Below are 23,181 nucleotides of genomic sequence, written 5' to 3'. Positions count from 1 at the left end.
GCTCCCGTTCCCGTACCGCGTTCCGTGCCGGACCGTTCATGACCGCCCCCGCTTCTGTCCCGCAGCCGACCGCCCGGCGGCCCGCCCCGCGACCATCCGCGCCGCCACGCACACACCCAGAGCCAGTGCACTCACCCGGCGCGACAGCCGCACCGCGCGTTCGATGTCGTCGCCGCGCACGTCCCGGCCGGACTCCCCGTTCAGTACGGGCCGGTGCTCCACGCGCCCCGCGTACGCCAGCGTTCCTCCCAGCCGTACGCCGAGCGCCCCCGCGAACGCGGCCTCCACCGGTCCCGCGTTCGGGCTCGGGTGGCGCCCCGCGTCCGCCTTCCAGGCGCGTACGGCCTCGGACGGCCGCCCGCCCGCCACCACGGCCAGCGCGGCCGTCAGCCGGGCGCCGGGCCACCCAGCGAGGTCGTCCAGGCGAGCCGAGGCCCAGCCGTAACGCCGGTGGCGGGGCGACTTGTGGCCGACCATCGCGTCGAGCGTGTTCACGGCCCGGAAGCCGACGAGTCCGGGCACCCCGCCGATGGCGCCCCACACGAGCGCGCCGACGACGGCGTCCGAAGTGTTCTCGGCGACCGATTCCACGACGGCACGGGCGATACCCGGCCCGTCCAGGGAGTGCGGGTCGCGCCCGCACAGATGCGGCAGCCTTTCCCGGGCCGCCTCAAGGTCCCCGGCGGTCAGCGCGCCCCCGATGGCGCGGGCCTCCCGGCCCAGGGACGTACCGCCGACGACCGACCAGGTGGCGGCGGCGGTCAGCGCGACGGCGAGCGCGGGGCGCTCCCGTACCGCACGGGCGGCCAGCGCGGCGGCCCCCACGGCGCCTCCGGCGCAGATGAGGGTGTGCAGCGCGCCCCGGCCCCGGTCGTCACGCCACAGCAGGGACTCCACGCGTGCGGCGGCCCGGCCGAACCCGGCGACGGGGTGCCCCCGCCGGGGGTCGCCGAACAGCGCGTCGGCGACCATTCCGGCCGTGGCGCCGCACGCGAAGAGGCGATCGGCACGCACGGCTCAGCCCGTCGTGGGTCGGGGCGTTCCGGAACGAGGGGGCACTGGATGCGGCGCACGGCGGCCGGACATGGCATAGGTCCTTAACTCAGGGTCCGCGCCCTGGTTCGACGAGAGCGGCGACGAGAGTCTCCTGGCTCCCGGATCCGCAGCTCCCCCGGCCTTCCAGCCCGTGCGCGACGGGCCGTGACATCCGGTGTCCCGACAGGTCGTGACGTCCGGTGTGGGGGAGTGCTCCCCGGTGACAGTGGCGGGACCGCGCCGGACTCGCACCGGCTTCCTCTGCTGTCGCCGTGAATGGCTCCGGCAGTCCACCACGCTGCGAGAACAGCCGTCAACTTGCTGTTGACCTGCGGAGGCCCGGTGTGCGCAGACGCACATCGGGCCGGACACACACGAGGTGTGTCCGGCCCGATGAGGGGTGCCGTGGGACGCGTCAGGCGACGATCAGATAGATCCCGTAGGAGACCGCCGCCACGCACGCCGCGAAGCAGGCGTACGCGCTGGTGCGCGCCAGCGCGGCGGTTCCGCCGGAGGCGCCGCTGCCGGAGCCGCTGCCGCCGGCCGGGGCCGACAGCTTCGAGAGGGCGACGATGCCCAGGGTGAAGACGCCGACCAGGGCGACGGTGATCACGAGACTGACACCGAAGACGGTGGCGAGAGCTGCCCAGTCGATTTTCATACGGATCTGTCCTTACACCGTGGCCGCGGGGCGGGGCGTGTCGTCGGGTGCCGCGGCCGGGGCCGGGATGGTGGTCGAGAGGTCGGAGACCGGTGCGCCCGCGGGGGGCGGGGAGACCGCGGCGATGGCGGTGGTGACGACGCCCTGCGGCTCGTCCGCCGTCGCTTCCTCGGTGTCGTTGACGTTGGTGTGGTCGACCGGCTGGCGGCGCGAGGCCAGCCAGATGGCGAAGGAGCCGCCGACCAGGATGGCCGCGGTGAGGGCGACACCCCAGGGGCCCTGCTTGGTGAGGAACTCGGCACCCGCGCCGACCAGACCCGCGGCCGGGAGCGTGAGGCCCCAGGCGACGAACATCCGGGTGGCGGTGGACCAGCGGACCACGCCGCCCTTGCGGCCGAGGCCCGCGCCCATCACGGCACCCGAGCAGGACTGGGTGGTGGAGAGCGAGAAGCCGAGGTGCGAGGAGGCCAGGATGACGGTCGCCGCGCTGGTCTGGGCGGCGAAGCCCTGCGGCGGCTGGAGGTCGGTCAGGCCCTTGCCCATGGTGCGGATGATGCGCCAGCCGCCGAGGTAGGTGCCGAGCGCGATGGCGACACCGGCGGAGACGATGACCCACATCGGCGGGTTGGAGCCGGGGGCGAGGACGCCGCCGGTCACCAGGGCCAGGGTGATGATGCCCATCGTCTTCTGGGCGTCGTTGGTGCCGTGGGCGAGGGAGACGAGACCGGCCGAGGCGATCTGTCCGGCCCGGTAGCCCTTGGCCGTCGACTTGAGCTGGTTCGGGTCGGTGACGTTCCGGTTGATCCGGTACGTCAGCCGCGTGGCCAGCATCGCTGCGAGACCGGCGACCAGCGGAGCGGCGACCGCGGGCAGCAGCACCTTGGTGACGACGGTGCCGCCGTTGATCGAGGACCAGCCGGCCGACATGACCGCGGCGCCGATCAGACCGCCGAACAGGGCGTGGGAGGAGCTGGAGGGCAGGCCGACCAGCCAGGTCAGGAGATTCCACAGGATGGCGCCGACGAGCGCCGCGAAGATGACCTCGGTTCTGATGCCGTCTTCGTTGACGATCCCGCCGGAGATCGTCTTGGCGACCTCCACCGACAGGAAGGCGCCGATCAGGTTGAGAACGGCGGACATCGCCACCGCTGTCTTGGGCTTCATCGCGCCGGTCGAGATGGTGGTCGCCATCGCGTTGGCGGTGTCGTGGAAACCGTTCGTGAAATCGAACACGAGAGCTGTTACGACCACAATCGCAAGCAGCAGCGTGATGTGTTCCATTTACCCAGGCAATCGTTCGGCGTCAGTGGCTCGTGGACCGTAGGCAACCTGGGTGAACGGAAGATGAACTGAGCAGGGCGCTGTGGTGACCCCAACCGGAGGCGACTGATTCCGCTTGTGTGCGGGAGGGGCGGCGGGAGTCCCCTGGGGCGCCGTCTGGTCTGCCCTTTACTGCTCGTTGGTGAAGTTTTTGAGGCGCGTCTCCGGCTCCGGAGGAGATCCCGGTCACGTGGGGCACGACGTTCCGGTTTCCGCCCCCCGCCCCTACGCTCGCCCCATGAGCGAGCAGCAGCCGGAATCCGTCGCCCGGACCTGGGAGGAGGTGGTCGCGACCGCCCGCCGCAGCGCCGCGGACGGCCTCGTCGTCGGCACCTCGGGCAATGTGTCCGCCCGTGTCGGAGACCTGGTCCTGGTGACCCCCAGCGGGGTGCCCTACGACCGGCTCGGCCCCCGTGACACGGTCGGCGTCGACCTCGACGGCCGCCAGGTCGTCGGGGACCTCCGGCCGACCAGCGAACTCCCCCTCCACCTCGCGGTCTACCGCGAGACCGGCGCCGCCGCCGTGGTCCACACCCACGCGGTGCACGCCACCGCCGTCTCCACGCTGCTGCCCGAGGTGCCGCTCGTGCACTACGCGGCCGCCATCCTCGGCGGCCCCGTCCGCACCGCCGCCTACGCCCGCTACGGCACCCCGGAGCTGGCCGACGCCATGCTCACCGCCCTGCGCGACCGCACCGGCTGCCTCCTGGCCAACCACGGCACCGTCACCTACGGCGACACCCTCGACCAGGCCTACGAGCGCACCGCCCAGCTGGAGTGGCTGTGCCGGCTGTGGCTCACGGCCGACTCCGTACCGGGCCGCACCCCGGCCCTGCTCAGCGAGGCCCAGCTCGCCGAGGTGACCGAGGCGCTCAGGACCTACGGCCAGCCGGGCTGATCCGGAGCGCCCGGGCACGGGAAGGGGCGCGGGGCGCGGGCAGACCCGGGGCGCGGGCCGCGCACGGCCCCCGCCCGCCCCGCACGGCCCCCGCCCGCTGGCACCCCGCCGTCCGCCCCACGACACTGGAGCCGTGCGCCCGGCAACTGCGACGGCAACGGCCGTCACCACGATCCTCGGCGCCGGTGCGGCAGCGGTCGCGGCCGGCCGGTACGCCAGCGACGCCGCCCTCAAGGCGGCCCCCGGACGGTCCCTGCCCGCCGACCGCAGACTCACCGTGCACGCCACCGCGGCCGGACAGGTCACCCTCACCCGATCCTTCTCCGCGCTCCGGCCCGGCACGTACGGGCTGGCAGGCCCCGATGTCCACGCGGTGGTCGGGCCTGTCGTCGAAGGGGCCCCCGCCGCCGCCGACACCGTCGTGCGCAGGCTGGAGCGGGTCATCCACGGCCTCCTCGAACCGGGCGCGAAGGTCCGGCTCACGACTGAGCTGTACGACGGGGACCCGGGCAGCGACCTCGGCCTCGACCACCGGGAGGTGGAGATCCCCGGCGAGCTCGGAACGCTGCCTGCCTGGTACGTACCCGGCGCACGCCGCACCTGGGTCATCACCGTGCACGGCCTCGGCACCACCCGGGCCCACCCCATGAACCTGATGGGCTTCCTCCACCGGCACCGCTTCCCCGTGCTCGACCTCGCCTACCGGGGAGACCCCGGAGCCCCCCGCTCCGCCGACGGCCTCAGCCACTTCGGCGCCTCCGAGTGGCGCGACGTCGACGCGGCCCTCCGCCACGCGTTGCGCTACGGGGCCGCGAACGTGATCCTGCACGGCTGGTCCACCGGCGCGACGATGGCCCTGCTCGCCGCGGTCGAATCCCCGCTCCGCGACCGGATCAGCGGCCTCGTCCTCGACTCCCCGGTGCTCGACTGGCCGGTCACCCTGCGCGCCCTGGCCGCGGCCCGCGGCGTCCCGGCCGCTCTGCTGCCGCTGGCGGTCCGCGCCGCCCAGGGCCGGACCGGGATGAGCGGCGCCCCGCTGCTGGACACCTCGGTGCCCGACGCGCTGCGCACCCCGACCCTGATCCTGCACGGGCCCGACGACTCGATCGCCCCCTGGGGGCCCTCCCGCGAACTCGCCGCCCGCCGTCCGGGCCTGGTCAGCCTCCACGCCGTGGCGCGGGCTCCGCACGCGGCGATGTGGAACGCGGACCCGGCCCGCTACGAGGAGACCCTGCGGCGCTTCCTCACACCCCTGATGTGAGCCGATGCGGTGATCGGCCCCCTGTCGGCGGTACCGGCGAGGCCTTCCATATGCCGGTGAAACGCCTTCCGTTTGGGCTTTCGGGCCGTCAGGGGCAAGACTGCTCCCCGTGACGTCCCGTACCCCGCGCGACTCCAGGCTGCGACTTGTCCGCCCGCGACCCCTTGCCACCGCCCGCAAGGCCGTGACCACCCGGCGCACCAGGCCGGCCCCCCGGCCGCCCGAGGGCACCCCGCCGCGCACGGAACTGGCCCACCAGGCCAGGGCGGTGCTCGCCGACGCCGTACGCATCGCCCACTGGGCCGCCGGGGCCCCGGGGACCCCGGGCCCCGGAACCGCCGCCCCGCTCGCCGCCCACGCCCCCGAACGGGCGGCCGCCGCCCTGGACCTCTCCCCGGCGCAGGTACGAGCGGGCTGGGACCGGGCCCGGCTGGCCGGGCTGATCGAGCTGCACGGCGACACCGCCCGCCCCGGCTGGCGGCTGCGGGCCTGGGACCGGGACGACTCCGCCGTGCTCCGCGGCTGGGTGGCGCTCTTCGACGCCTGGTCGCTCGTCCACCCCGCCCCCGAGGGCATCGAGGCCGGTGCGGTCGCCGAAGCCGTCGAGGCCGTGCCCCAGGTGCTCTCCCTCCTCCAGCTCTCCGCCGGCCCCGTCGCCGTCCCCGCCCTCCTGGACCTCCTCGGCCAGCGCGTCGCCGAACTCCAGGAGGAGCGCTGCGAAGTGCCCCTCGGCCCCGGCAGAACGGCCACACTCGCCGCCCCCGGCGCCCAGGCCCCCGGTGATGCCGCCACCGGCCCCGCCCGCAGCGCCCAGGAACTCAACGCGCTGCTGCTCGACTGGGCCCTGGAAGGCCTCGCCGCCGTCGGCGCGCTGACTCTCGGCAACGGGCACGCCACCCTCACCCCGCTCGGCAACTGGGCTGTCTGGGTCAAGCTGGAGCAGATCTGCGTCGCCGCCCAGAGCCCCGCCGGGAACATCGAGCAGGCCGCCGCCGACATGCTCCTCGGCTGCGCCCGGCTCACTCCCGGACCGGCCCGCGACGAATACCGCGCCTGGCTCGCCGCCCGTACGGTCGGCACCGCCGTCGCCGAGCTGCTGGCCGTCGCCCGAGGCGAGGACGCACTGCTGCGCGGACTGGCCTTCGAGGCGCTGCGGGTCGTCGGCGCCCCCGCCGAGCCCGAGGTCAGGGCCGTGCTCGCCGAAGCCTCGCTGCGCCCCTACGCGCTGCTCTGGCTCGCCGAGTACGAGGGCAACGACCCCGACGACGCCCAGGACGTCCTCAGCCGGGAGGAGGCCACCTGGCTCTGGGTCGACACCGCAGCCGCCGTCGCCGACCACGGCGAGACCGGGCTCCTGGTGCGCCACCTCGACTCCGCCGTCCAGGGCACCGTCCCGGCGCTGCTCGACGAGGTCAGGGCCGTCGGCCACCCGCGCACCGTGCAGGTCCTGGTCGCGCTGGCCGCCGCACACCCGGACCCGGCCCTGGCCAAGGCGGTCCGCCGGGCCGCCTTCCAGGTCCACACCGGCGGCGCCTGATCTCCGGGCCCCCGGGGTCCGCCGCTCAGCCGGCGGACCCCGGGGCGTACGTCCCGAAGCTCCACACGTTGCCCTCCGCGTCCCGGGCCATGTAGTCCCGGGAACCGTAGTCCTGGTCGGTCGGCTCCATCAGGATCTCGACACCGAACTCCTTGGCCCGGGCGTAGTGCTCGTCCACCTCGTCGACCACCACATAGACCCCCGCCGGGCCCGCGCCCGCCATCGCCCGCGCGAACGTGCCGTCACGCCCTTTGGAGCCGAGCATCACCCTGCCGTTGCCGCAGGACAGCTCGGCGTGCAGCACAGTGCCGTTCTCGCCCTCGTAGACCGCTTCCTCGGCGAAACCGAGGCCCTGCGTCAGCGTCCTGATCGCCGCCTTCGCGTCGTCGTACAGAATCGTCGGGTAGATCGTCGGAACCCCGCTCGCCGCGCCTGCCATGGCACTCACCTCTTCTGACATCCGTTCTGGTGCACCGCGTGCTGTGATCTGCGTCTCAGTCTTCCACCGGGCACTGACAAAGCCCTCCTGAGGCAGGTCCGAAGAAGATCTCCGCAGATCAGGTGAAGGTGTCGCACTGCGCCATGTCCCCGGTCCGCAGCCCCGTGGAGAACCACTGCTGCCGCTGCGCGGCCGAGCCGTGCGTCCAGGACTCCGGCGTGACCCGCCCCTGGTACCGCTCCTGGATCCGGTCGTCCCCGACCGCCGCCGCCGCGTCCAGGCCGTCCCGGATGTCCGCCCGGGTCAGCTCCGTGACCAGCGGCCGCCCGGTCGACTCGTCCGGCGTCGTCGTCGCGTGGTGCGCCCAGACCCCGGCGTAACAGTCGGCCTGGAGCTCCACCTTCACCGCGTTGCTGTCCGCGCCCTGCCGCCCGTCCTGCGACCGGCTCAGCGTGCCCGTCTGGTTCTGCACATGGTGGCCGTACTCGTGCGCCACCACATACGCCTGGGCGAACGGCCCGCCGCTGGAGCCGAACTTCGTCCGCAGGTCGTCGAAGAAGCCCAGGTCCAGATAGACCCTGCGGTCACCCGGGCAGTAGAACGGCCCCACCGCCGAGGTCGCCGCCCCGCACGCGGTGCCCACCCGCTCGCTGAACAGGACCGTCCGCGCGTCCCCGTACGTACCGCCGCGCCGCTGGAACTCCTGGCGCCAGAAGTCCTGCACGCTGTTGACCACCGCCACCGTCCGGCAGTCGTCCCGCGTGTTCGCGTCCTGGCCCTTCAGGCAGCTCTGCTGCACCTGGGCGGCGGACGACGTGCTCGTCGTGGGGTCGGAGTCGTCCGAGGAGAGCCCGAGCTGATCCGGCCCGACACCGAAGAGCAGCCCCAGGACCAGGGCGATCACCCCGGCGATGCCCCCGCCCACGGTGGCCCTCCCGCCCGGGATCCGGCTGCCGCGCACGTCCTGGACCTCGGACGTGTCCAGATCGGCGTCGTCGTCGAACTGCACGCTCGCACCACCCTCGCCTGGGGCGGGCGACGCGGTGCCGCCCTGCGCCGAGTATCGGACGGTTCATCCCGGCGGGCACGCGGAAAAGCAGTTGCACACCGCCAGTAGAATGGGGCTCATGGCCATTCTCCTTGTGCATTAGCGGCGTCGAGAGACCTCCGCCCTCGTCCCTCCGCCGTCCATACTGCCCTGGAGTTTTTCCGTGATCACCGCCACCGGCATCGAGCTGCGCGCCGGCGCCCGCATCCTCATCGAGTCCGCCTCCTTCCGTATCGCCAAGGGCGACCGCATCGGCCTGGTCGGCCGCAACGGCGCGGGCAAGACCACCCTCACCAAGTGCCTCGCGGGCGAGGGCACCCCCGCGGGCGGCACCATCACCAAGTCCGGTGAGGTGGGCTACCTCCCGCAGGACCCGCGCACCGGCGACCTCGACGTCCTCGCCCGGGACCGCATCCTCTCCGCCCGCGGTCTCGACGAGATCCTGCGCAAGATGCACGAGAACGAGGACCGGATGGCGAACGGCAAGGGCGCCACCCGCGAGAAGGCGATGAAGAAGTACGAGCGCCTGGAGACGGAGTTCCTCACCAAGGGCGGGTACGCCGCCGAGGCCGAGGCCGCCACCATCGCCGCCGCGCTCAACCTCCCCGACCGGGTCCTCGGCCAGCCCCTGCACACCCTGTCCGGCGGCCAGCGCCGCCGTGTCGAGCTGGCCCGGATCCTCTTCTCGGACGCCGACACCCTGCTCCTGGACGAGCCGACCAACCATCTCGACGCCGACTCGATCGTCTGGCTGCGCGACTACCTCAAGTCCTACCGCGGCGGCTTCATCGTGATCTCCCACGATGTCGAGCTGGTCGAGACGGTCGTCAACAAGGTGTTCTACCTCGACGCCAACCGCTCGCAGATCGACGTCTACAACATGGGCTGGAAGCTCTACCAGCAGCAGCGCGAGGCCGACGAGAAGCGCCGCAAGCGCGAGCGCCAGAACGCCGAGAAGAAGGCCGCAGCCCTCAACTCGCAGGCCGACAAGATGCGCGCCAAGGCCACCAAGACCGTCGCCGCCCAGAACATGGCCAAGCGCGCCGACCGGCTGCTGGCCGGCCTGGAGGCCGTCCGGGTCTCCGACAAGGTCGCCAAGCTGCGCTTCCCCGAGCCCTCGCCCTGCGGCAAGACCCCGCTGATGGCCGAGGGCCTGTCCAAGTCGTACGGCTCGCTGGAGATCTTCACCGACGTCGACCTCGCCATCGACAAGGGCTCCCGCGTCGTCATCCTCGGCCTCAACGGAGCGGGCAAGACGACGCTGCTGCGCCTGCTCGGCGGTGCCGAGAAGCCCGACACCGGCCAGATCATCGAGGGCCACGGGCTCAAGCTCGGGTACTACGCCCAGGAGCACGAGACCCTCGACCCCGAGCGCACCGTCCTGGAGAACATGCGCTCCGCCGCCCCCGACCTCGACCTGGTGGAGGTCCGCAAGACGCTGGGCTCCTTCCTCTTCTCCGGTGACGACGTCGACAAGCCCGCGGGTGTGCTCTCCGGCGGTGAGAAGACCCGGCTCGCGCTCGCGACCCTGGTCGTCTCCTCCGCCAACGTGCTGCTGCTCGACGAGCCGACGAACAACCTCGACCCCGCCAGCCGCGAGGAGATCCTCGGCGCGCTGCGCACCTACAAGGGCGCGGTCGTCCTCGTCACCCACGACGAGGGCGCGGTCGAGGCCCTCCAGCCGGAGCGCATCATCCTGCTCCCGGACGGCGTCGAGGACCTCTGGGGTGCCGACTACCGGGACCTCGTCGCCCTCGCCTGATCCACCGGGGATAGATCATTCGGCCTACGCGTGATCCATCATCTGCGTGAGGGCGTCTCGTACTCCGGTGGTGCGCCGGGCGCTCACCCGCCGTGCGCCCCCTTTTCGGCCGCTGTTCCCCGTACGGCCCTGACCTGGAAGTTCTTCCTCCGGTCGGGGCCGTACGCCCTCGTGCACCCCTCGGAACAAGGGGTTCCGTTCGTGTCGGCGTGCTCTTTGCCCGGAAATCCGGTCGCATCGACCTTGCCGAATGGGTGGCCAGGAAGCGCGGGAGGGGTGATCATGAGAGTCCAGAGCGCACTTCCCATGAGGAGGCACGGGTGGCCGAGACTCTGAAGAAGGGCAGCCGGGTGACCGGCGCCGCGCGTGACAAGCTCGCGGCAGACCTGAAGAAGAAGTACGACTCCGGTGCGAGCATCCGGGCGCTGGCCGAGGAAACGGGCCGCTCCTACGGGTTCGTCCACCGGATGCTCAGTGAGTCCGGAGTGACGCTGCGAGGACGCGGCGGCGCGACACGGGGCAAGAAGGCCGCTTCGGCCTGAGGGCCGCAGGCGTCCTGAGGTCCGAAGTCTTCGGGGCTCAACGGAATTCGAGGTGGCCACCCGGCTGACCGCGAGGTCGTCCGGGTGGTTACTGTTCAGTCACTTAGTTCTGAGTGCTGACTGCACCCCGATCCGGAGGCGCCCCATGACCTCGCTCGACACGGTGTTCGACAAGGACGGTGTACGGCTCACTGTCGATGACGCCATCGCCACGGTGACGCTCACCAACCCGGCCAAGCGCAACGCTCAGTCTCCCGCTCTGTGGCGGGCGTTGACGGAGGCCGGACGGGTGCTGCCCGGCACGGTGCGGGTCGTGGTGCTCCGCGGCGAGGGCAAGTCCTTCTCCGCGGGCCTCGACCGGCAGGCGTTCACGCCCGAGGGCTTCGACGGCGAGCCGTCCTTCCTCGACATGGCGCGCGGCCCCGAGGCCGAGCTCGACGCGACCATCGCCGAGTACCAGGAAGCGTTCACCTGGTGGCGCCGCAACGACATCGTGTCGATCGCGACGGTCCAGGGCCACGCCATCGGGGCCGGCTTCCAGCTCGCTCTCGCCTGCGACCTGCGGATCGTTGCCGAGGACGTGCAGTTCGCCATGCGCGAGACCAGTCTCGGTCTCGTTCCCGACCTCACGGGTACCCACCCCCTGGTGCACCTCGTGGGGTATGCCCGCGCGCTCGAAATCTGTGCCACCGGCCGCTTCGTGCACGCCGAGGAGGCCGAGCGCACCGGTCTCGCCAATCTCGTGGTCCCCGCCGACCAGCTCGATGCCGCCGCACGTGATCTGGCCGCCGCCCTGGTGGCCGCCCCCCGCGACGCCGTCGTCGAGACCAAGGCGCTCCTCGGCGGTGCGCTCTCGCGCGACTACGAGGAGCAGCGCGTCGCCGAGCGCGCCGCCCAGGGCCGCAGGCTCCGCGACCTGGCGGGCATCACCGACTGACGCGCCCACCGGCGCACCGACCGACACACCCACCGGCTGCCGACGCCCTGTCGGCTCGCACCGGCAGCAGGGCCGGGCCACGGGTTTCAGCTCCCGGGGCCCGGCTCCACCACGTCCGTGACCACCACGGTCACGAGCCGCCGGTCCTCCAGGGCCGCCGCCACCGCCGTGCGCACCGACCGGGCCACATCCAGCGCCCGGCGGTCCGCGGCCGTCGCCACCTCGATCCGTACGTGGTCCCGGGCGGTGTGCACCGCGGGGCCCAGGGCCCTGGTCAGCGAGACGACGCCCGGAGCCCCGGCGGCCGCGGCGGCCACCGGACCCTCCGCCTCCGAGAGGGGGGCCGCAGGCGCGGCAGCCGTCACCTGAACGGGTGCATCGTCGTCGAACAATGCCGTCACCCTCAGGTCCACCTCGGCGATCTCCAGCCCCAGCCGGGCGGCCGCCGCCGTGATCAGCACCTCGCGCAGCGCCGCCGCGGCATCGGGCAGCGGCCGGTCCACGACGGCCGCGAACTCCGCCTCGATCCGCAGGGGCCGGGACGGCAGCGCGCTCGCCGGAGCCGGAGGCGCTCCTTCCCCCTCCCGTTCCTCCGCCGAGCCGATCCGTAGCTTCCCCAGCACCGTCCCGGGCACGGCCGCCGCCCCGCGCAGCACCGAGGCCGCCGCCGTCTCCACGATCCACGCGCCGTCCGCCGGGCCGCCCAGTGGCAGCAGTCTGCCCAGACCCAGCCTTTGCCGTACCGCAGCGGTCCGTCCGTCGGCCCTCTGCGGGCTCCGCGCCGTAGTCATCGCCCCAGCCTGCCGCATCCATGGCGCGGAATGGGGAAAGCGCACTTAACGTGGGCAAGGAAGTCCAACCCTGCCCCCCGAAGGGAAGAGCGGCGATGACTGACACCTCTCAGCGCACCAACCCCGACAGCGACAAGGCCCTCGGCAAGCGCGGCGGCGGCGCCCCCGGCACCCGGGGGCGCACGACCATAGCCGACGGCGTCGTCGAGAAGGTCGCCGGAATGGCGGCCCGCGACGTGGTCGGAGTCCACGCGATGGGCAGCGGCCTGTCGCGCACGTTCGGCGCGGTCCGGGACCGGGTACCCGGCGGCGGCAAGTCCGTCACCCGTGGAGTGAAGGCCGAGGTCGGCGAGTCCCAGGCGGCCCTGGACCTGGAGATCGTCGTCGACTACGGCGTCGCGATCCTGGACGTGGCCCGCGACGTACGGGAGAACGTCGTCGCCGCGGTGGAGCGGATGACCGGCCTCGAAGTCGTCGAAGTGAACATCGCGGTCAGCGACGTCAAGCTGCCCGACGAGGAGGACGACGAGGACGAGTCAGCGCAGCGCGTCCAGTAGCTCTCCCGCGTTCTCCGCCGAGAGGCACCCCGCGACAAGGCAGTTGAGGAGTCACGATGAGCATGGCTGTGGTCGGTCTGCTGGCCGGCATGGCGCTCGGTTTCGCCGGGTACTTCGGCGGATTCGGAGCCTTCGTACTGGTGGCCGCACTGGGCGCGATCGGCTTCATCGCCGGTCGGTTCATGGACGGCGACCTGGAACCCGGCGACTTCTTCCGGAGTCGCGAGCGCGGCGACCGACGGCGGTGACGGCGGTGACCGGGCGGGTCGCCGCCGCCGAACGGGGCGAGACCCGGATCGCTGACCGGGTCGTCGCCAAGATCGCCGCCCAGGCGGCGAAGGAGGCCGTCGACGACCCGCCCCAGGACGGGGAGTCCCCCCGGGCCACGGTCACCGTGCACCGCGACGCCGCCCGGGTCCGGGTCAGCCTGGAGCTCGGCTACCCCTGCGACATCGGCCGCCAGTGCGGCGCGGTGCGCCGCCGGGTCGCCCAGCGGGTCAAGGCGCTGGCCGGCATGGAGGTGCCCGAGGTGGCCGTGCAGGTCGAGCGGTTGCACCCGGTGGCGAGCGGAGCACAGGGGAGAATCCGATGACCGAACCGGGCGAACCGACCCGCTCCACCCGGCGGATGCCGACGGTGGACCAGGCCAGCGGCGGCGACGCGTACCCGCCCGCGCCGGGTACGGACCTCCCCGCCCAGGAACCGGTCCCCACCCTGGAGCAGGGCGACGGCGGACCGGCGGGCCGCTTCTGGTCCGCGCGCCGGATCCCGGCCGCCGTGCTGGCCCTCGTCCTTCTGGGCGCGGCCGGGCTGCTGCTCTACGACATCGCCGCCGTACGGGCCGACCATCCGGCCATGCAATGGCGGCGCTCCCTCGCCGACGACCTGGCCGAACGGCCCCTGAACGACGTCCTCGTGATCGTCGGCGCCGCGGTGGCCGCGGCGGTCGGCCTCTGGCTGATCCTCCTGGCCCTCACCCCCGGACTGCGCGATCTGCTTCCGATGCGCCGCGAGCGCGCCGGCGTACGCGCCGCGCTCGACCGGGCCGCCGCCGCGATGGTCCTGCGGGACCGGGCCGTGGAGGTCCCCGGTGTGCAGTCCGTACGGGTCAGCATGGGACGCCGCAAGGCGAAGGTGCGGGCACTCTCGCACTTCAGGGAACTCGACGACGTACGGACCGACCTGGATTCCGTGCTGGAGAGGGCCGTCCAGGAGCTGGGTCTGGCGAAGCCGCCGGGCCTCTCCGTCCAGGTGCACCGTCCGGCGAAGAAGGGATGAGCCGTATGCGCTCCACCGTCAACCGGGTCCTGCTGGCCCTGGCCGGGCTGCTGCTGGTGGTCCTCGGCGGAGCCGTGCTGGCTGCCGGACTCGGCGCCTCCGTGCCGTCCTGGTGGCCCTGGGACGGCAAGAACGACGTTCTTCTCAGCGATGCCGACCGGGGCCGCTGGCGCGAGGAGGGCTGGTGGTGGCCGACCGTGATCGCGGTCCTCGCCGTCCTGGTCGTCCTGGCCCTGTGGTGGTTCCTCGCCCAGCTGCGCCGCGGCCGCCTCGCCGAGGTGCTGGTGGACAGCGGTGACGGCGAAGGGGCGCAGCTGCGCGGCCGGGCCCTGGAGGGCGTGCTCGCCGGGGAGGCGGGTGATCTGGACGGGGTGTCCCGCGCGCATGCGGCCCTGACCGGCCGCAGGGCCGCGCCCCAAGTCCGTATGAAGCTGCTGCTGGAGCCGCACGCCGCACCCCTGGGGACTCTGAACGCGGTGGCCGACGGGGCGCTGACGCACGCCCGCCGGTCGGCCGGTCTGGACGAGCTCCCCGCCGAGGTCCGCCTCAAGGCCGTCAAGCACCGCGCGGAACGGGTGTCCTGACGGCCCATGGGCGTACGGGCCTCAGCCGCCCGGTCAGAACCCGTGCCGCGAGCCCCCGTCGACCGGCACCATGATCCCCGTCAGATACGAGGCGGCGGGGGAGAGCAGGAAGGCCGCGGTCTTCCCGAACTCCTCCGGCGTCCCGTAGCGCCGCAGCGGGATGCGTGCCTCGTGGGCGGTGCGGGCAGCCTCGGCATCGCCCGACAGGGCGTCCAGCTCGCGGACCCGGTCGGTGTCGATCCGGGCGGGCAGCACGCCCACGACCCGGATGCCGCGCGGGCCCAGCTCGTCGGCGAGCGACTTGGCGAAACCGGCGAGACCGGGGCGCAGCCCGTTGGAGATGGTCAGCCCGGCGATCGGCTCGTGCACCGATCCGGAGAGCACGAAGCCGATGACCCCGCCCTCCCCGAGTGCCGCGGCCGCCGTCCGGGCGAGCCGTACCGCTCCCAGGAACACCGTCTCGAACGCCGTCTGCCACTGGTCGTCCGTGTTGTCCGCGAGGAAGCCGGGGGCCGGTCCGCCGACGCTGATGAGGATGCCGTCGAGCCGTCCGAAACGTTCCCGTGCCGTGTCCACGAGGCGCTGGGCCGCGCTCGGGTCGGCGTTGTCGGCGGCGAGCCCGACGACGTCCGGGCCCAGCGCGTCGGCGGCCTCCGTGGCGCTCTTCTCGTCCCGGCCGGTGATGATCACCTTGGAGCCGTCGGCGGCCAGGGCGTGTGCCGTGGCGTTGCCGAGGCCCCGGGTCGCGCCGGTGACGATGTACACGCGGTCTTCAAGTCCAAGATCCATGGCCCTATCCTGCCGGGTCGTCCCCGGTGAGGTCGACAGCGGAGTTCACCAGTCCGATATGGCTGAACGCCTGGGGGAAGTTGCCCAGCTGCCGCCCGGCCGTGACGTCGTACTCCTCGGCGAGCAGTCCCATGTCGTTACGGAGTTCCAGCAGCCGTTCGAACAGCTCCCGCGCCTCACCGGGCCTGCCGATCCGCTGCAACGCGTCCACCAGCCAGAACGAGCAGGCGAGGAACGCCCCCTCGTCGCCGGGCAGCCCGTCGACGGAGACGCCCTCGGTGCTGTAACGGCGGACCAGCCCGTCGCTGCCCAGCTCGGCGCGGACCGCGTCGACCGTGCCGATCACCCGGGGATCGTCGGGCGGCAGGAATCCGGTCCGCACGATGAGCAGCGTCGCGGCGTCCAGCTCCCGCGACCCGTAGGACTGGGTGAAGGTGTTCCGCTCGGGGTCGTACCCCTTGTCGCACACCTCGGCGTGCACCGCGTCCCGCATCGCCCGCCAGCGGTCGGCGTCACCGGGCAGCTCGGGGTTCTCCTCCAGCGAGCGCACCGCCCGGTCGGCGGCGACCCAGGCCATCACCTTGGAGTGCACGAAGTGCCGCCGTGGGCCGCGGATCTCCCACAGCCCCTCGTCCGGCTCGCGCCAGCTCGACTCCAGGAAGCCGAGCAGGCTGAGCTGGAGGTTCCAGGCGTGCGGCTTGCTGTCCAGACCGGCGTCGCGGGCCAGCCGCAGCGCGTCGATGACCTCACCGTAGACATCCAGCTGGCGCTGGTGGACGGCCGCGTTGCCGGTGCGCACCGGCCGGGAGTTCTCGTAACCGGTGAGCCAGGTCAGCTCCACCTCGGGCAGCCGCCGCTCGCCCGCGAGCCCGTACATGATCTGGAGGTCCGCGGGGTCCCCGGCGACGGCCCGCAGCAGCCAGTCCCGCCAGGCAGCCGCCTCGTCCAGATAGCCCGCCGCGACCATCGCCCCGAGAGTGAGCGTCGCGTCCCGCAGCCAGCAGAAGCGGTAGTCCCAGTTCCGTACGCCGCCGATCTCCTCCGGCAGGGAGGTCGTGGGGGCCGCCACGATGCCGCCCGTCGGAGCGTAGGTGAGGGCCTTCAGCGTGATCAGCGAGCGCAGAACGGCTTCGCGGTACGGCCCCTCGTACGTACACCTGTCGGTCCACTTCGCCCAGTCGTGCAGGGTGTGCTTGAGCGCCTTGCGGGGGTCGATCAGCTTCGGGCGCGGTGAGTGCGAGGGGTGCCAGGTCAGGACGAAGGCCACGCTCTCGCCCTCGGTGACCGTGAACGAGGAGCAGGTGCTGAACTGCTGGCCCCACGTCTTGACCGGTGGTTCGCTGCGCAGCCAGACGGAGTCGGGCCCCGCGACCGCCACCCGGTGGCCGTGCGACCGGCGTACCCAGGGCACCACGGATCCGAAGTCGAAGCGCAGCCGCAGCACGGAGCTCATGTCGACGCTGCCGCTGACGCCCTCGACGATCCGCATCAGATCCGGCGTCGTGTCGCGCTGCGGCATGAAGTCGACGACCTTGACGGTGCCGGTCCGCGTCTCCCAGTACGTCTCCAGCACCAGGGAATCACCCGCGTAGCCCCGCCGCGTGCAGGTGTCCGAGGGGCCCGCGCCCTGCGGGGCGATGCGCCAGTGGCCGTTCTCCTCGGTGCCGAGCAGCGCGGCGAAGCAGGCTCCGGAATCGAAGCGGGGCAGGCAGAGCCAGTCGACGGAACCGTTCCTGCCGACGAGCGCGGCGGTCTGGAGATCGCCGATCAGGGCGTAGTCCTCGATGCGTGGGGTCACGCTCTGGCGTGTTCCCGAACCGGGCCCCGGTTAAGCAGACCGAAGGTGTGCCGCCGTCGGGCGCAGTTCCGGGCCCGGTCTCAGGCGCTCGCGGGTTCCGGCTGTTCGGGGGCGTCGGCCGTCGCCGCGTCCTTGGCCGCCGCCTCCGCCCGGTCGCGCAACTCCCGCCGTACGAGGACCAGCCAGCCGATCGGGACGGCGGCGACGAACAGCCACCACTGGACCGCGTACGCCATGTGCGCACCGATCGAGCTGTCGTCGGGGGACGCGATCTGCTCGGGCCGGTTCCCCGAGGGCTGCGGGGCGGTCTGCTCGATGTACCCGCCGAGGACCTGCCGCGACAGCAGCTGCGACTGCTGCTCGCTGTTGATCAGCATGACCTGCCGGTCCGGCAGCCCCGCCAGGTCCTTGATGCCGCTGCTGCCGGTCGTCTCGTCCGCCTTGAGCCGCCCGGTGACGGTCACTTCGCCCCGGGGCGCGGGCGGTACGTCCGGGTAGGCCGTCTGGTTCGGTGCGGCGGGGACCCAGCCCCGGTTGACCAGGACGGTGCCGCCGTCCCTCAGGTCCAGCGGGGTCAGGACATGGACGCCGATCTGGTCGTCCGTCGAGGTCCGCCGACGGACGACGACCTCGTGCTCGGTGTCGAACGTGCCCGTCGCGGTCACCGTCCGCCAGAAGTCGGCGCGCGGGACGGTGTGCCCGGGGGAGGTGAGATCGGTGACCGGGACCGGCGGCGCTTCGAGGTTCCGGGAGATCAGCTCGTTCTGCGCGACCCGGTGCTGGTGCCGGTGGAACTGCCAGAAACCCAGCTCGACCATCGTCGGCATCAGTACGAGCCCGAGAAGGGTGAGGATCACCCACTGCCGGGTCAACAGGAAGCGGTACACCCCATGACCGTACAACCGGGGTCATGGGGTGCAGCACTCAGGGGTACGGCCGGCCCTGCCCGGCCATGAGTGATTTCGTCATACCTTTCACACTTTGTCCACGATGCCTGCCTTCCCCTCGGCGCGGGCGCAGTGGGCCCCGCAGTACCAGTGCCCGTCGGCCTCGACACCCTGCCCGATCACCTGGACCCGGCAGTGCTCGCAGATCGGCGCCATGCGGTGGATGGCGCAGGAGAAGCAGTCGAAGACGTGCACCGCGCCCTGCGCGTGCACCTCGAAGGACATGCCGTAGTCGTTTCCGCAAACCTCGCAACGTGCCATGCGCCACAGGGTGGGACGCCCGGCGGCGACGGGCGAGCGGGCGCGTGGCGAGTCGTGCCCGGTTCACTCCGATGACGGTGCGGGCGCCTGCGGCGGCACCGCGCCGGGTGCGCCCGGGTCGGCGGGCGCCACATCGCGCAGCAGATGCGTGAAGGCGCTCTCCTCCAGGATCGGCGTGCCGAACGCCTTCGCCTTCTGCGTCTTGGACGTGGCCGCGTCCGGGTCGTTGGTCACCAGCAGACTGGTCAGCCGGGACACGCTGGTCGCCACATGCAGACCGGCCTCCACCGCCCGGTCCTCCAGGAGCTCCCGGTCGATCGAGGTGTCCCCGGAGAACGCCACCCGCATCCCCTGCTTCAGCGGCATCTCCTTCTCGTACCGCCCCGGATTGGGATACGGGCAGGCGGGGCGCTTGCGCGAGGGCCGCCAGCTGTTCGGCTGCCGGGAGGGCCGGTACCCGGCGCGCGGGGCGACGGGGGAGTCGGACCACTCGGTCAGCGGCCGGCACTCCAGCAACGGCAGCCGCACCCCGCCCCGGGCCGCCGCGTGCAGACTCGGCCGGAACGCCTCGGCCAGCACCCGGGCGTCGTCCAGCGCGTGGTGGGCCTGCTGCTGTACGACGCCGAAGTGCGCGGCGAGCGACGCGAGCTTGTGGTTGGGCAGCGGCAGCCGCAGCTCCTTGGCGAGCGCGATCGTGCACAGCCGCTGCTCGACCGGGGCGACCACCGAGGCCCGGGCGTACTCCCGGGCGATCATCGACCAGTCGAACGCCGCGTTGTGCGCGACGAGCACCCGGTCCGCGAGCCGCGCGGACAGCTCGGCGGCGACCTCCGGGAAGAGCGGCGCCCCTGCGAGCACGTCGCTGGTCAGCCCGTGGATCCAGACGGGCCCGGGGTCGCGTTCCGGATTCACCAGCGTGTACCAGTGGTCCTCGACATCGCCCAGGGCGTCCAGCCGGTAGACGGCGGCGGACACTATCCGGTCGTCGCGGGCGAGTCCGGTGGTCTCCACGTCGACGACCGCGTACCCCTGGGGGTAGGCGGTCGGCCACGGTGCGGCTGTCTGGCGGTCGTCGAGCATGGTCACAGAGAATACGGGCCGCGACTGACAGTGCCCTATTCGGCCGCCTCGGTCGTGTGATCAGTCGTGTGATCAGGAGAGGCGGACGATGCGTTCGGGCGGGGGAGAGGGCGGACCGGGTCCTGGACCAGGCCCGCGCCGGGCTTGGGGGCCAACAGTGCCTTGGTGGCCGCGCCGACCACCGTCGAGGCCAGCCGAACCAGGGCAACTTCCGTACCGGACACGAGTGTTCCTCCCTCTCGACGGCGCGCGCCCCGCGAATCCCACGGCCCGGGCCATTGGCAGAAGGTGCCAAAAGCTGCTGACACCAGGTCTCGCATACTTGTGGGTAACAACGTCTAGCCCTCACCGACCGGCGGCCCTACGGTGCTCGCATGGAGCCGAACCTGCCCGATGTCGTGCTGTGGTCAATACCGGCCTTCGTGCTGCTCACCGTGATCGAGATGGTCAGCTACCGTCTCCATCCGGACGAGGAAGCCGCCGGGTACGAGGCCAAGGACGCCGCCACCAGCGTCACCATGGGGCTCGGCAGCCTGGGCTTCGACCTCCTGTGGAAGATCCCCATCCTGGCGATCTACATGGCCGTCTACGAGCTGACGCCGATGCGGGTGCCCGTGCTGTGGTGGACCGTCCTGCTGATGCTCCTCGCCCAGGACTTCTTCTACTACTGGTCCCACCGCGGCCACCACGTCATCCGCATCCTGTGGGCCTGCCATGTGGTCCACCACTCCAGCCGCAAGTTCAACCTCACCACCGCGCTGCGCCAGCCCTGGACCTCCGCGACCGTCTGGCCCTTCTATCTGCCGCTGATCGCCTGCGGGGTGCACCCGGCGGCGCTCGCGTTCTGCCAGTCGGCCAACCTCGTCTACCAGTTCTGGGTCCACACCGAGCGGGTCGGGAAGCTCCCGCGCCCCTTCGAGTACGTCCTCAACACGCCCTCCCACCACCGCGTCCACCACGCCTCGCAGGGCAGCTACCTGGACCGCAACTACGGCGGCATCCTGATCGTCTGGGACCGGATGTTCGGGTCCTTCGCGGCCGAGACCGAGCGGCCCGTCTACGGGCTCACCAAGAACATCTCCACCCACAACCCGCTGCGCGTCGCGACCCATGAGTACGCCGCCATCGCCCGGGACGTGCGGGCCGCCGGCACCTGGAGCGAGCGGGCCGGGCGGATCTTCCGGGGGCCGGGCTGGCAGCCTGCGGCGAAGCCGGGAGCCGAAACCGTCGCGGCCGGGGCAGCGGCGCCCGTCTCCGTACCCGTGCCGGCCGCCCCCGCCGCCCCGGAGCGCACCCTGTGAGCGCCACGGCCCACCGGCCCGCCAGCCCCCGCGCCGCCGAGCGTTTCGCCCGTCCCGTACTTCTCGCCTTCCTCCTCGTGGCCGCCGCCGACCTGGCCGGGCTCCTCACCGGGACCGAGACCGCCCACCTGGTCGCCAAACCGCTGCTGATGCCGCTGCTCGCCGGGTACGCGGCCCTGCGCGGCGCGCCCCGGCTGCTGGTCGCGGCCCTGCTGTTCGGGTGGGGCGGGGACGTCTTCCTGCTCGCCGACAACGACCTGGCGTTCCTGTGCGGCATGGGTTCCTTCGCCGTGGGCCACGTCTGCTACCTGAGGCTGTTCGGCCGCGACCGGGCCCGCGCGCCGCTGGCCACCGCGATCGGATATCTCCTTGTCCTGGCCGTCTTCCTTGTCCTGATCTGGCCGGACATCCCCGCGGACCTGCGGATCCCGTTGACCGGCTACAGCCTGCTGCTCACCGCCATGGCCTGGCGGGCCGGGGTGTCCGGGCCGTACGCGGCGGCGGGCGGGGCGCTCTTCCTGGTCTCCGACGCCCTCATCGCCACCGGTATCGCCGAGTGGCCCCAGCTGCCCGCCCCCGACCTCTGGGTGATGCTCACCTACATCGCCGCGCAGTCCCTGCTCACCCTCGGGGTGCTCACGAAGGGGGCGGCGGGGCGCGGGATCAGTTCTCCGTAGGGCCCGTACGCGTACGCCACTCGGGTGCGTCCGCACCGAGGCGTCCCGGCGGGCGTGCCCAGTCCGCAGGGCCGCCGTCGCCGCCCGGGAGCGCCACCGGCGACAGGGCGTGCAGGATCTCGCCCAGCGGACCGGCCGCAGTGGTGGTGAGGTAGGCGGAGGGGTCGTAGGACGTGTCCACGGAGCCCGCCCGGTCCTCCGCACGGCCGTACGACGCGTCCACGGCACCGGCCTTGTCCTGCGCCCCGCCCCCGCCCACGCCCCCACCGCTCAGCAGCCATTGCGCGGTCCCCGCCAGGGACGCCCGCAGCAGCCGCGTACCGCCCTCCCGGCCCTGTTCCGTCACCGCCCGCAGCACCCCCGCCGCCAGCAGATAGCCGGTGCCGTGGTCGAGGGCCTGGGCGGGCAGCGCGCCCGGTTCCTGCGGGGCGCCCTCCACCGCCGCGATGCCCGTGGCGACCTGGACGAGGCTGTCGAAGCCGCGCCGCCCGTGCCACGGCCCCGCCGTGCCCCAGGCCGACAACTGGGCGAGCACCAGGCCCGGGTGGCGCTCGGCCAGTGCGTCGGGGGCCAGCCCGTACGCGTCCAGGGCCCCCGGCCGGTATCCGGTGACGAGGACGTCGGCCGAGGCGAGCAGCTCCTCGAAGACGGACCGGTCGGAGCGCGTTCCCAGGTCCAGCCGGGTGGACCGCTTGCCGAACCCCGTGTCGCTGTGCGCGTCCTGACTCTCCGGCAACTGCGGCGCGTCCACCCGCAGCACGTCCGCGCCCAGCAGGGCGAGCGTGCGGGTGGCGACCGGGCCGGCGATGACCCGGGTGAGATCGAGGACCCGCAGACCGGCGGCGGGGGAGCCGAGCGAGGCGCTCGGGGACGTGAGCGGGCGCGGCGCCGTCGGGGCGCCCAGCCGGTCCAGGGCCGCCAGGGGGCGGGCGGCGACGGCCGCGCCCTGCGGATGGGCCGCCCACTCCTCCGGTGACCTGAGCGCGACGGCCAGGCCGCCCGCCGCGTACACCGTCTCCTCGATCTCCACCGCCTGCCGCTCCGCGAACACCCCGGCCGCGGTCTCGGGCGTCGCGTCCTCGGGCAGCCCCAGGGCGCTCAGCAACCGCGTCCGGTGGTGCGGGTAGTTGGCGTGGGTGCGCACCCAGCCTTCCGCCGTGCGCCAGAACCGGGAGAGCGGGGCGAAGGAGACCGGCGCCCGTCCGTCGATCCGCAGATGCCGTTCGCTGATGAAGGCCGTCGCCACCGCACCGTCGTCCACGCGCACCCGGGGGACCGGTACGCCGCTCTGGTGCGCGGCCAGCTCGGCGGCCGCCAGTGCGCAGACCGCGACGGTCGAGCGGGCCAGCTCCATGACGGGCAGCCGCGCGCCCAGCAGCCCGGCGGGACCGCCCGTGTCCACCCGGTCCAACAGGGCGGGGTCCCCGCCCAGTGCCGCCCAGGGAGTCGCCGTGTCCGGTGCCGATGCGCCCGGTGCCGATGTCCGCGTCATGCACGAACTATGGCACCGGCCGGCCGAGGGGAGGAGAGGCGAGCGAGAGGCGAGGGGGGAGAGGGGGAGAGGGGGAGAGGGGAACAGGAGCGGGGGGGGGGGGGGGGGGGGGGGGGGGGGGGGGGGGGGGGGGGGAGGGGGGGGGGGGGGGGGGGGGGGGGGGGGGGGGGGGGGGGGGGGGGGGGG

At 73.0% G+C, this 23,181-nt stretch carries 25 protein-coding genes and 1 riboswitch; of the genes, 13 read left to right on the top strand and 12 right to left on the bottom strand.

The genetic code is table 11. From position 1 onward, the window contains the following. Window positions 1-36: 36 nt before the first annotated feature. The 3 genes from ACZ5WC_RS00125 to ACZ5WC_RS00115 form a co-directional block, all read right to left on the bottom strand. Complete coding sequence (locus tag ACZ5WC_RS00125) at window positions 37-1,014, bottom strand: cobalamin biosynthesis protein (protein ID WP_468538489.1); 978 nt, start codon at window positions 1,012-1,014, stop codon at window positions 37-39. 127 nt (window positions 1,015-1,141) lie between these two features. After that, a riboswitch (cobalamin riboswitch) is annotated at window positions 1,142-1,296 on the bottom strand. A 154-nt stretch (window positions 1,297-1,450) separates the two neighbouring features. Beyond that, window positions 1,451-1,696, bottom strand: coding sequence for a hypothetical protein (locus ACZ5WC_RS00120; protein ID WP_468538487.1), 246 nt, complete (start codon window positions 1,694-1,696; stop codon window positions 1,451-1,453). Between the two features lie 12 nt (window positions 1,697-1,708). Beyond that, window positions 1,709-2,977: an inorganic phosphate transporter gene (locus tag ACZ5WC_RS00115; RefSeq protein ID WP_468538485.1), complete on the bottom strand. Its 1,269-nt coding sequence runs from the start codon at window positions 2,975-2,977 to the stop codon at window positions 1,709-1,711. Between the two features lie 277 nt (window positions 2,978-3,254). On the opposite strand from ACZ5WC_RS00115, the gene ACZ5WC_RS00110 reads away from it, so the two are divergent. From ACZ5WC_RS00110 to ACZ5WC_RS00100, 3 genes are all read left to right on the top strand, one after another. Further along, entirely contained in the window at window positions 3,255-3,914 is a 660-nt protein-coding gene (locus tag ACZ5WC_RS00110) for a class II aldolase/adducin family protein (protein WP_468538484.1), read from the top strand. Between the two features lie 133 nt (window positions 3,915-4,047). Continuing rightward, the gene (locus tag ACZ5WC_RS00105) at window positions 4,048-5,175 is read left to right on the top strand and encodes an alpha/beta hydrolase (RefSeq protein WP_468538483.1); all 1,128 of its coding nucleotides are present in this window, start codon (window positions 4,048-4,050) and stop codon (window positions 5,173-5,175) included. Window positions 5,176-5,359: 184 nt separating this feature from the next. Further along, on the top strand, window positions 5,360-6,712 hold the full coding sequence (locus ACZ5WC_RS00100; RefSeq protein WP_468539382.1) for a hypothetical protein: 1,353 nt from the start codon (window positions 5,360-5,362) through the stop codon (window positions 6,710-6,712). A gap of 25 nt (window positions 6,713-6,737) precedes the next feature. Here ACZ5WC_RS00100 and ACZ5WC_RS00095 read toward each other — a convergent pair whose 3' ends face one another. Both ACZ5WC_RS00095 and ypfJ read right to left on the bottom strand, forming a co-directional pair. Beyond that, window positions 6,738-7,151, bottom strand: a complete 414-nt coding sequence (locus ACZ5WC_RS00095; protein ID WP_468538482.1) for a VOC family protein — start codon at window positions 7,149-7,151, stop codon at window positions 6,738-6,740. 118 nt (window positions 7,152-7,269) lie between these two features. Further along, window positions 7,270-8,160 (bottom strand): KPN_02809 family neutral zinc metallopeptidase, encoded by an 891-nt coding sequence (gene ypfJ, locus ACZ5WC_RS00090; protein ID WP_468538481.1) that lies wholly within the window; start codon window positions 8,158-8,160, stop codon window positions 7,270-7,272. 202 nt (window positions 8,161-8,362) lie between these two features. On the opposite strand from ypfJ, the gene ACZ5WC_RS00085 reads away from it, so the two are divergent. The 3 genes from ACZ5WC_RS00085 to ACZ5WC_RS00075 all read left to right on the top strand — a co-directional run bounded on the left by ACZ5WC_RS00085 (window position 8,363) and on the right by ACZ5WC_RS00075 (window position 11,440). Continuing rightward, a complete protein-coding gene (locus ACZ5WC_RS00085; RefSeq protein WP_468538480.1) occupies window positions 8,363-9,961 on the top strand; it encodes an ABC-F family ATP-binding cassette domain-containing protein in 1,599 nt (532 codons plus the stop codon). Window positions 9,962-10,281: 320 nt separating this feature from the next. Then, complete coding sequence (locus ACZ5WC_RS00080; protein WP_006123601.1) at window positions 10,282-10,503, top strand: helix-turn-helix domain-containing protein; 222 nt, start codon at window positions 10,282-10,284, stop codon at window positions 10,501-10,503. Window positions 10,504-10,648: 145 nt separating this feature from the next. Next, complete coding sequence (locus tag ACZ5WC_RS00075) at window positions 10,649-11,440, top strand: enoyl-CoA hydratase/isomerase family protein (protein WP_096628174.1); 792 nt, start codon at window positions 10,649-10,651, stop codon at window positions 11,438-11,440. A gap of 86 nt (window positions 11,441-11,526) precedes the next feature. On the opposite strand, the gene ACZ5WC_RS00070 is transcribed toward ACZ5WC_RS00075, so the two are convergent. Continuing rightward, complete coding sequence (locus ACZ5WC_RS00070; RefSeq protein WP_468538479.1) at window positions 11,527-12,231, bottom strand: hypothetical protein; 705 nt, start codon at window positions 12,229-12,231, stop codon at window positions 11,527-11,529. Between the two features lie 95 nt (window positions 12,232-12,326). Here ACZ5WC_RS00070 and ACZ5WC_RS00065 point away from each other — a divergent pair, with 95 nt between their 5' ends. Genes ACZ5WC_RS00065 through amaP form a run of 5 tightly spaced genes read left to right on the top strand, consistent with a single transcriptional unit; the run spans window position 12,327 to window position 14,650 of the window. Next, window positions 12,327-12,788 carry an Asp23/Gls24 family envelope stress response protein gene (locus tag ACZ5WC_RS00065; RefSeq protein ID WP_311119003.1) on the top strand — a complete coding sequence of 154 codons (462 nt, stop codon included), beginning with the start codon at window positions 12,327-12,329 and terminating at the stop codon, window positions 12,786-12,788. A 56-nt stretch (window positions 12,789-12,844) separates the two neighbouring features. Beyond that, window positions 12,845-13,036 (top strand): hypothetical protein, encoded by a 192-nt coding sequence (locus ACZ5WC_RS00060; protein WP_096628179.1) that lies wholly within the window; start codon window positions 12,845-12,847, stop codon window positions 13,034-13,036. Beyond that, window positions 13,033-13,380, top strand: a complete 348-nt coding sequence (locus tag ACZ5WC_RS00055; RefSeq protein WP_468538478.1) for an Asp23/Gls24 family envelope stress response protein — start codon at window positions 13,033-13,035, stop codon at window positions 13,378-13,380. Before ACZ5WC_RS00060 ends, ACZ5WC_RS00055 begins: the two co-directional genes overlap by 4 nt. Further along, a complete protein-coding gene (locus ACZ5WC_RS00050) occupies window positions 13,377-14,066 on the top strand; it encodes a DUF6286 domain-containing protein (RefSeq protein WP_468538477.1) in 690 nt (229 codons plus the stop codon). Before ACZ5WC_RS00055 ends, ACZ5WC_RS00050 begins: the two co-directional genes overlap by 4 nt. A 5-nt stretch (window positions 14,067-14,071) precedes the next feature. Next, window positions 14,072-14,650: an alkaline shock response membrane anchor protein AmaP gene (gene amaP / locus ACZ5WC_RS00045; protein ID WP_468539381.1), complete on the top strand. Its 579-nt coding sequence runs from the start codon at window positions 14,072-14,074 to the stop codon at window positions 14,648-14,650. Between the two features lie 33 nt (window positions 14,651-14,683). Here the strand turns inward: amaP and ACZ5WC_RS00040 are convergent, their stop codons facing one another. The 5 genes from ACZ5WC_RS00040 to ACZ5WC_RS00020 all read right to left on the bottom strand — a co-directional run bounded on the left by ACZ5WC_RS00040 (window position 14,684) and on the right by ACZ5WC_RS00020 (window position 19,531). Next, entirely contained in the window at window positions 14,684-15,439 is a 756-nt protein-coding gene (locus ACZ5WC_RS00040) for an SDR family oxidoreductase (RefSeq protein WP_468538476.1), read from the bottom strand. Window positions 15,440-15,443: 4 nt separating this feature from the next. Continuing rightward, entirely contained in the window at window positions 15,444-17,237 is a 1,794-nt protein-coding gene (locus ACZ5WC_RS00035) for a glycoside hydrolase family 15 protein (RefSeq protein ID WP_468538474.1), read from the bottom strand. An 80-nt stretch (window positions 17,238-17,317) separates the two neighbouring features. Beyond that, window positions 17,318-18,124, bottom strand: coding sequence for an SURF1 family cytochrome oxidase biogenesis protein (locus ACZ5WC_RS00030; protein WP_468538472.1), 807 nt, complete (start codon window positions 18,122-18,124; stop codon window positions 17,318-17,320). Window positions 18,125-18,211: 87 nt separating this feature from the next. Beyond that, on the bottom strand, window positions 18,212-18,445 hold the full coding sequence (locus ACZ5WC_RS00025; protein ID WP_006123591.1) for a hypothetical protein: 234 nt from the start codon (window positions 18,443-18,445) through the stop codon (window positions 18,212-18,214). A gap of 63 nt (window positions 18,446-18,508) precedes the next feature. Continuing rightward, window positions 18,509-19,531 carry a DEDDh family exonuclease gene (locus tag ACZ5WC_RS00020; RefSeq protein ID WP_468538471.1) on the bottom strand — a complete coding sequence of 341 codons (1,023 nt, stop codon included), beginning with the start codon at window positions 19,529-19,531 and terminating at the stop codon, window positions 18,509-18,511. 368 nt (window positions 19,532-19,899) lie between these two features. Between ACZ5WC_RS00020 and ACZ5WC_RS00015 the strand changes: the two genes are divergently transcribed. Then, window positions 19,900-20,826, top strand: a complete 927-nt coding sequence (locus ACZ5WC_RS00015; RefSeq protein WP_468538470.1) for a sterol desaturase family protein — start codon at window positions 19,900-19,902, stop codon at window positions 20,824-20,826. After that, on the top strand, window positions 20,823-21,503 hold the full coding sequence (locus tag ACZ5WC_RS00010) for a lysoplasmalogenase (protein WP_468538468.1): 681 nt from the start codon (window positions 20,823-20,825) through the stop codon (window positions 21,501-21,503). The genes ACZ5WC_RS00015 and ACZ5WC_RS00010 overlap by 4 nt, the downstream gene beginning before the upstream one ends. Here the strand turns inward: ACZ5WC_RS00010 and ACZ5WC_RS00005 are convergent. Next, window positions 21,490-22,995 (bottom strand): CoA transferase, encoded by a 1,506-nt coding sequence (locus ACZ5WC_RS00005; RefSeq protein WP_468538467.1) that lies wholly within the window; start codon window positions 22,993-22,995, stop codon window positions 21,490-21,492. The two genes, ACZ5WC_RS00010 and ACZ5WC_RS00005, sit on opposite strands and share 14 nt — an antisense overlap. Between the last annotated feature and the right edge of the window lie 186 nt (window positions 22,996-23,181).

This window comes from Streptomyces sp. NPDC033165, from assembly GCF_055577965.1.
The sequence above is the reverse complement of the archived record's forward strand: the minus strand, read 5'-3'. Positions and strand labels throughout refer to the sequence as shown.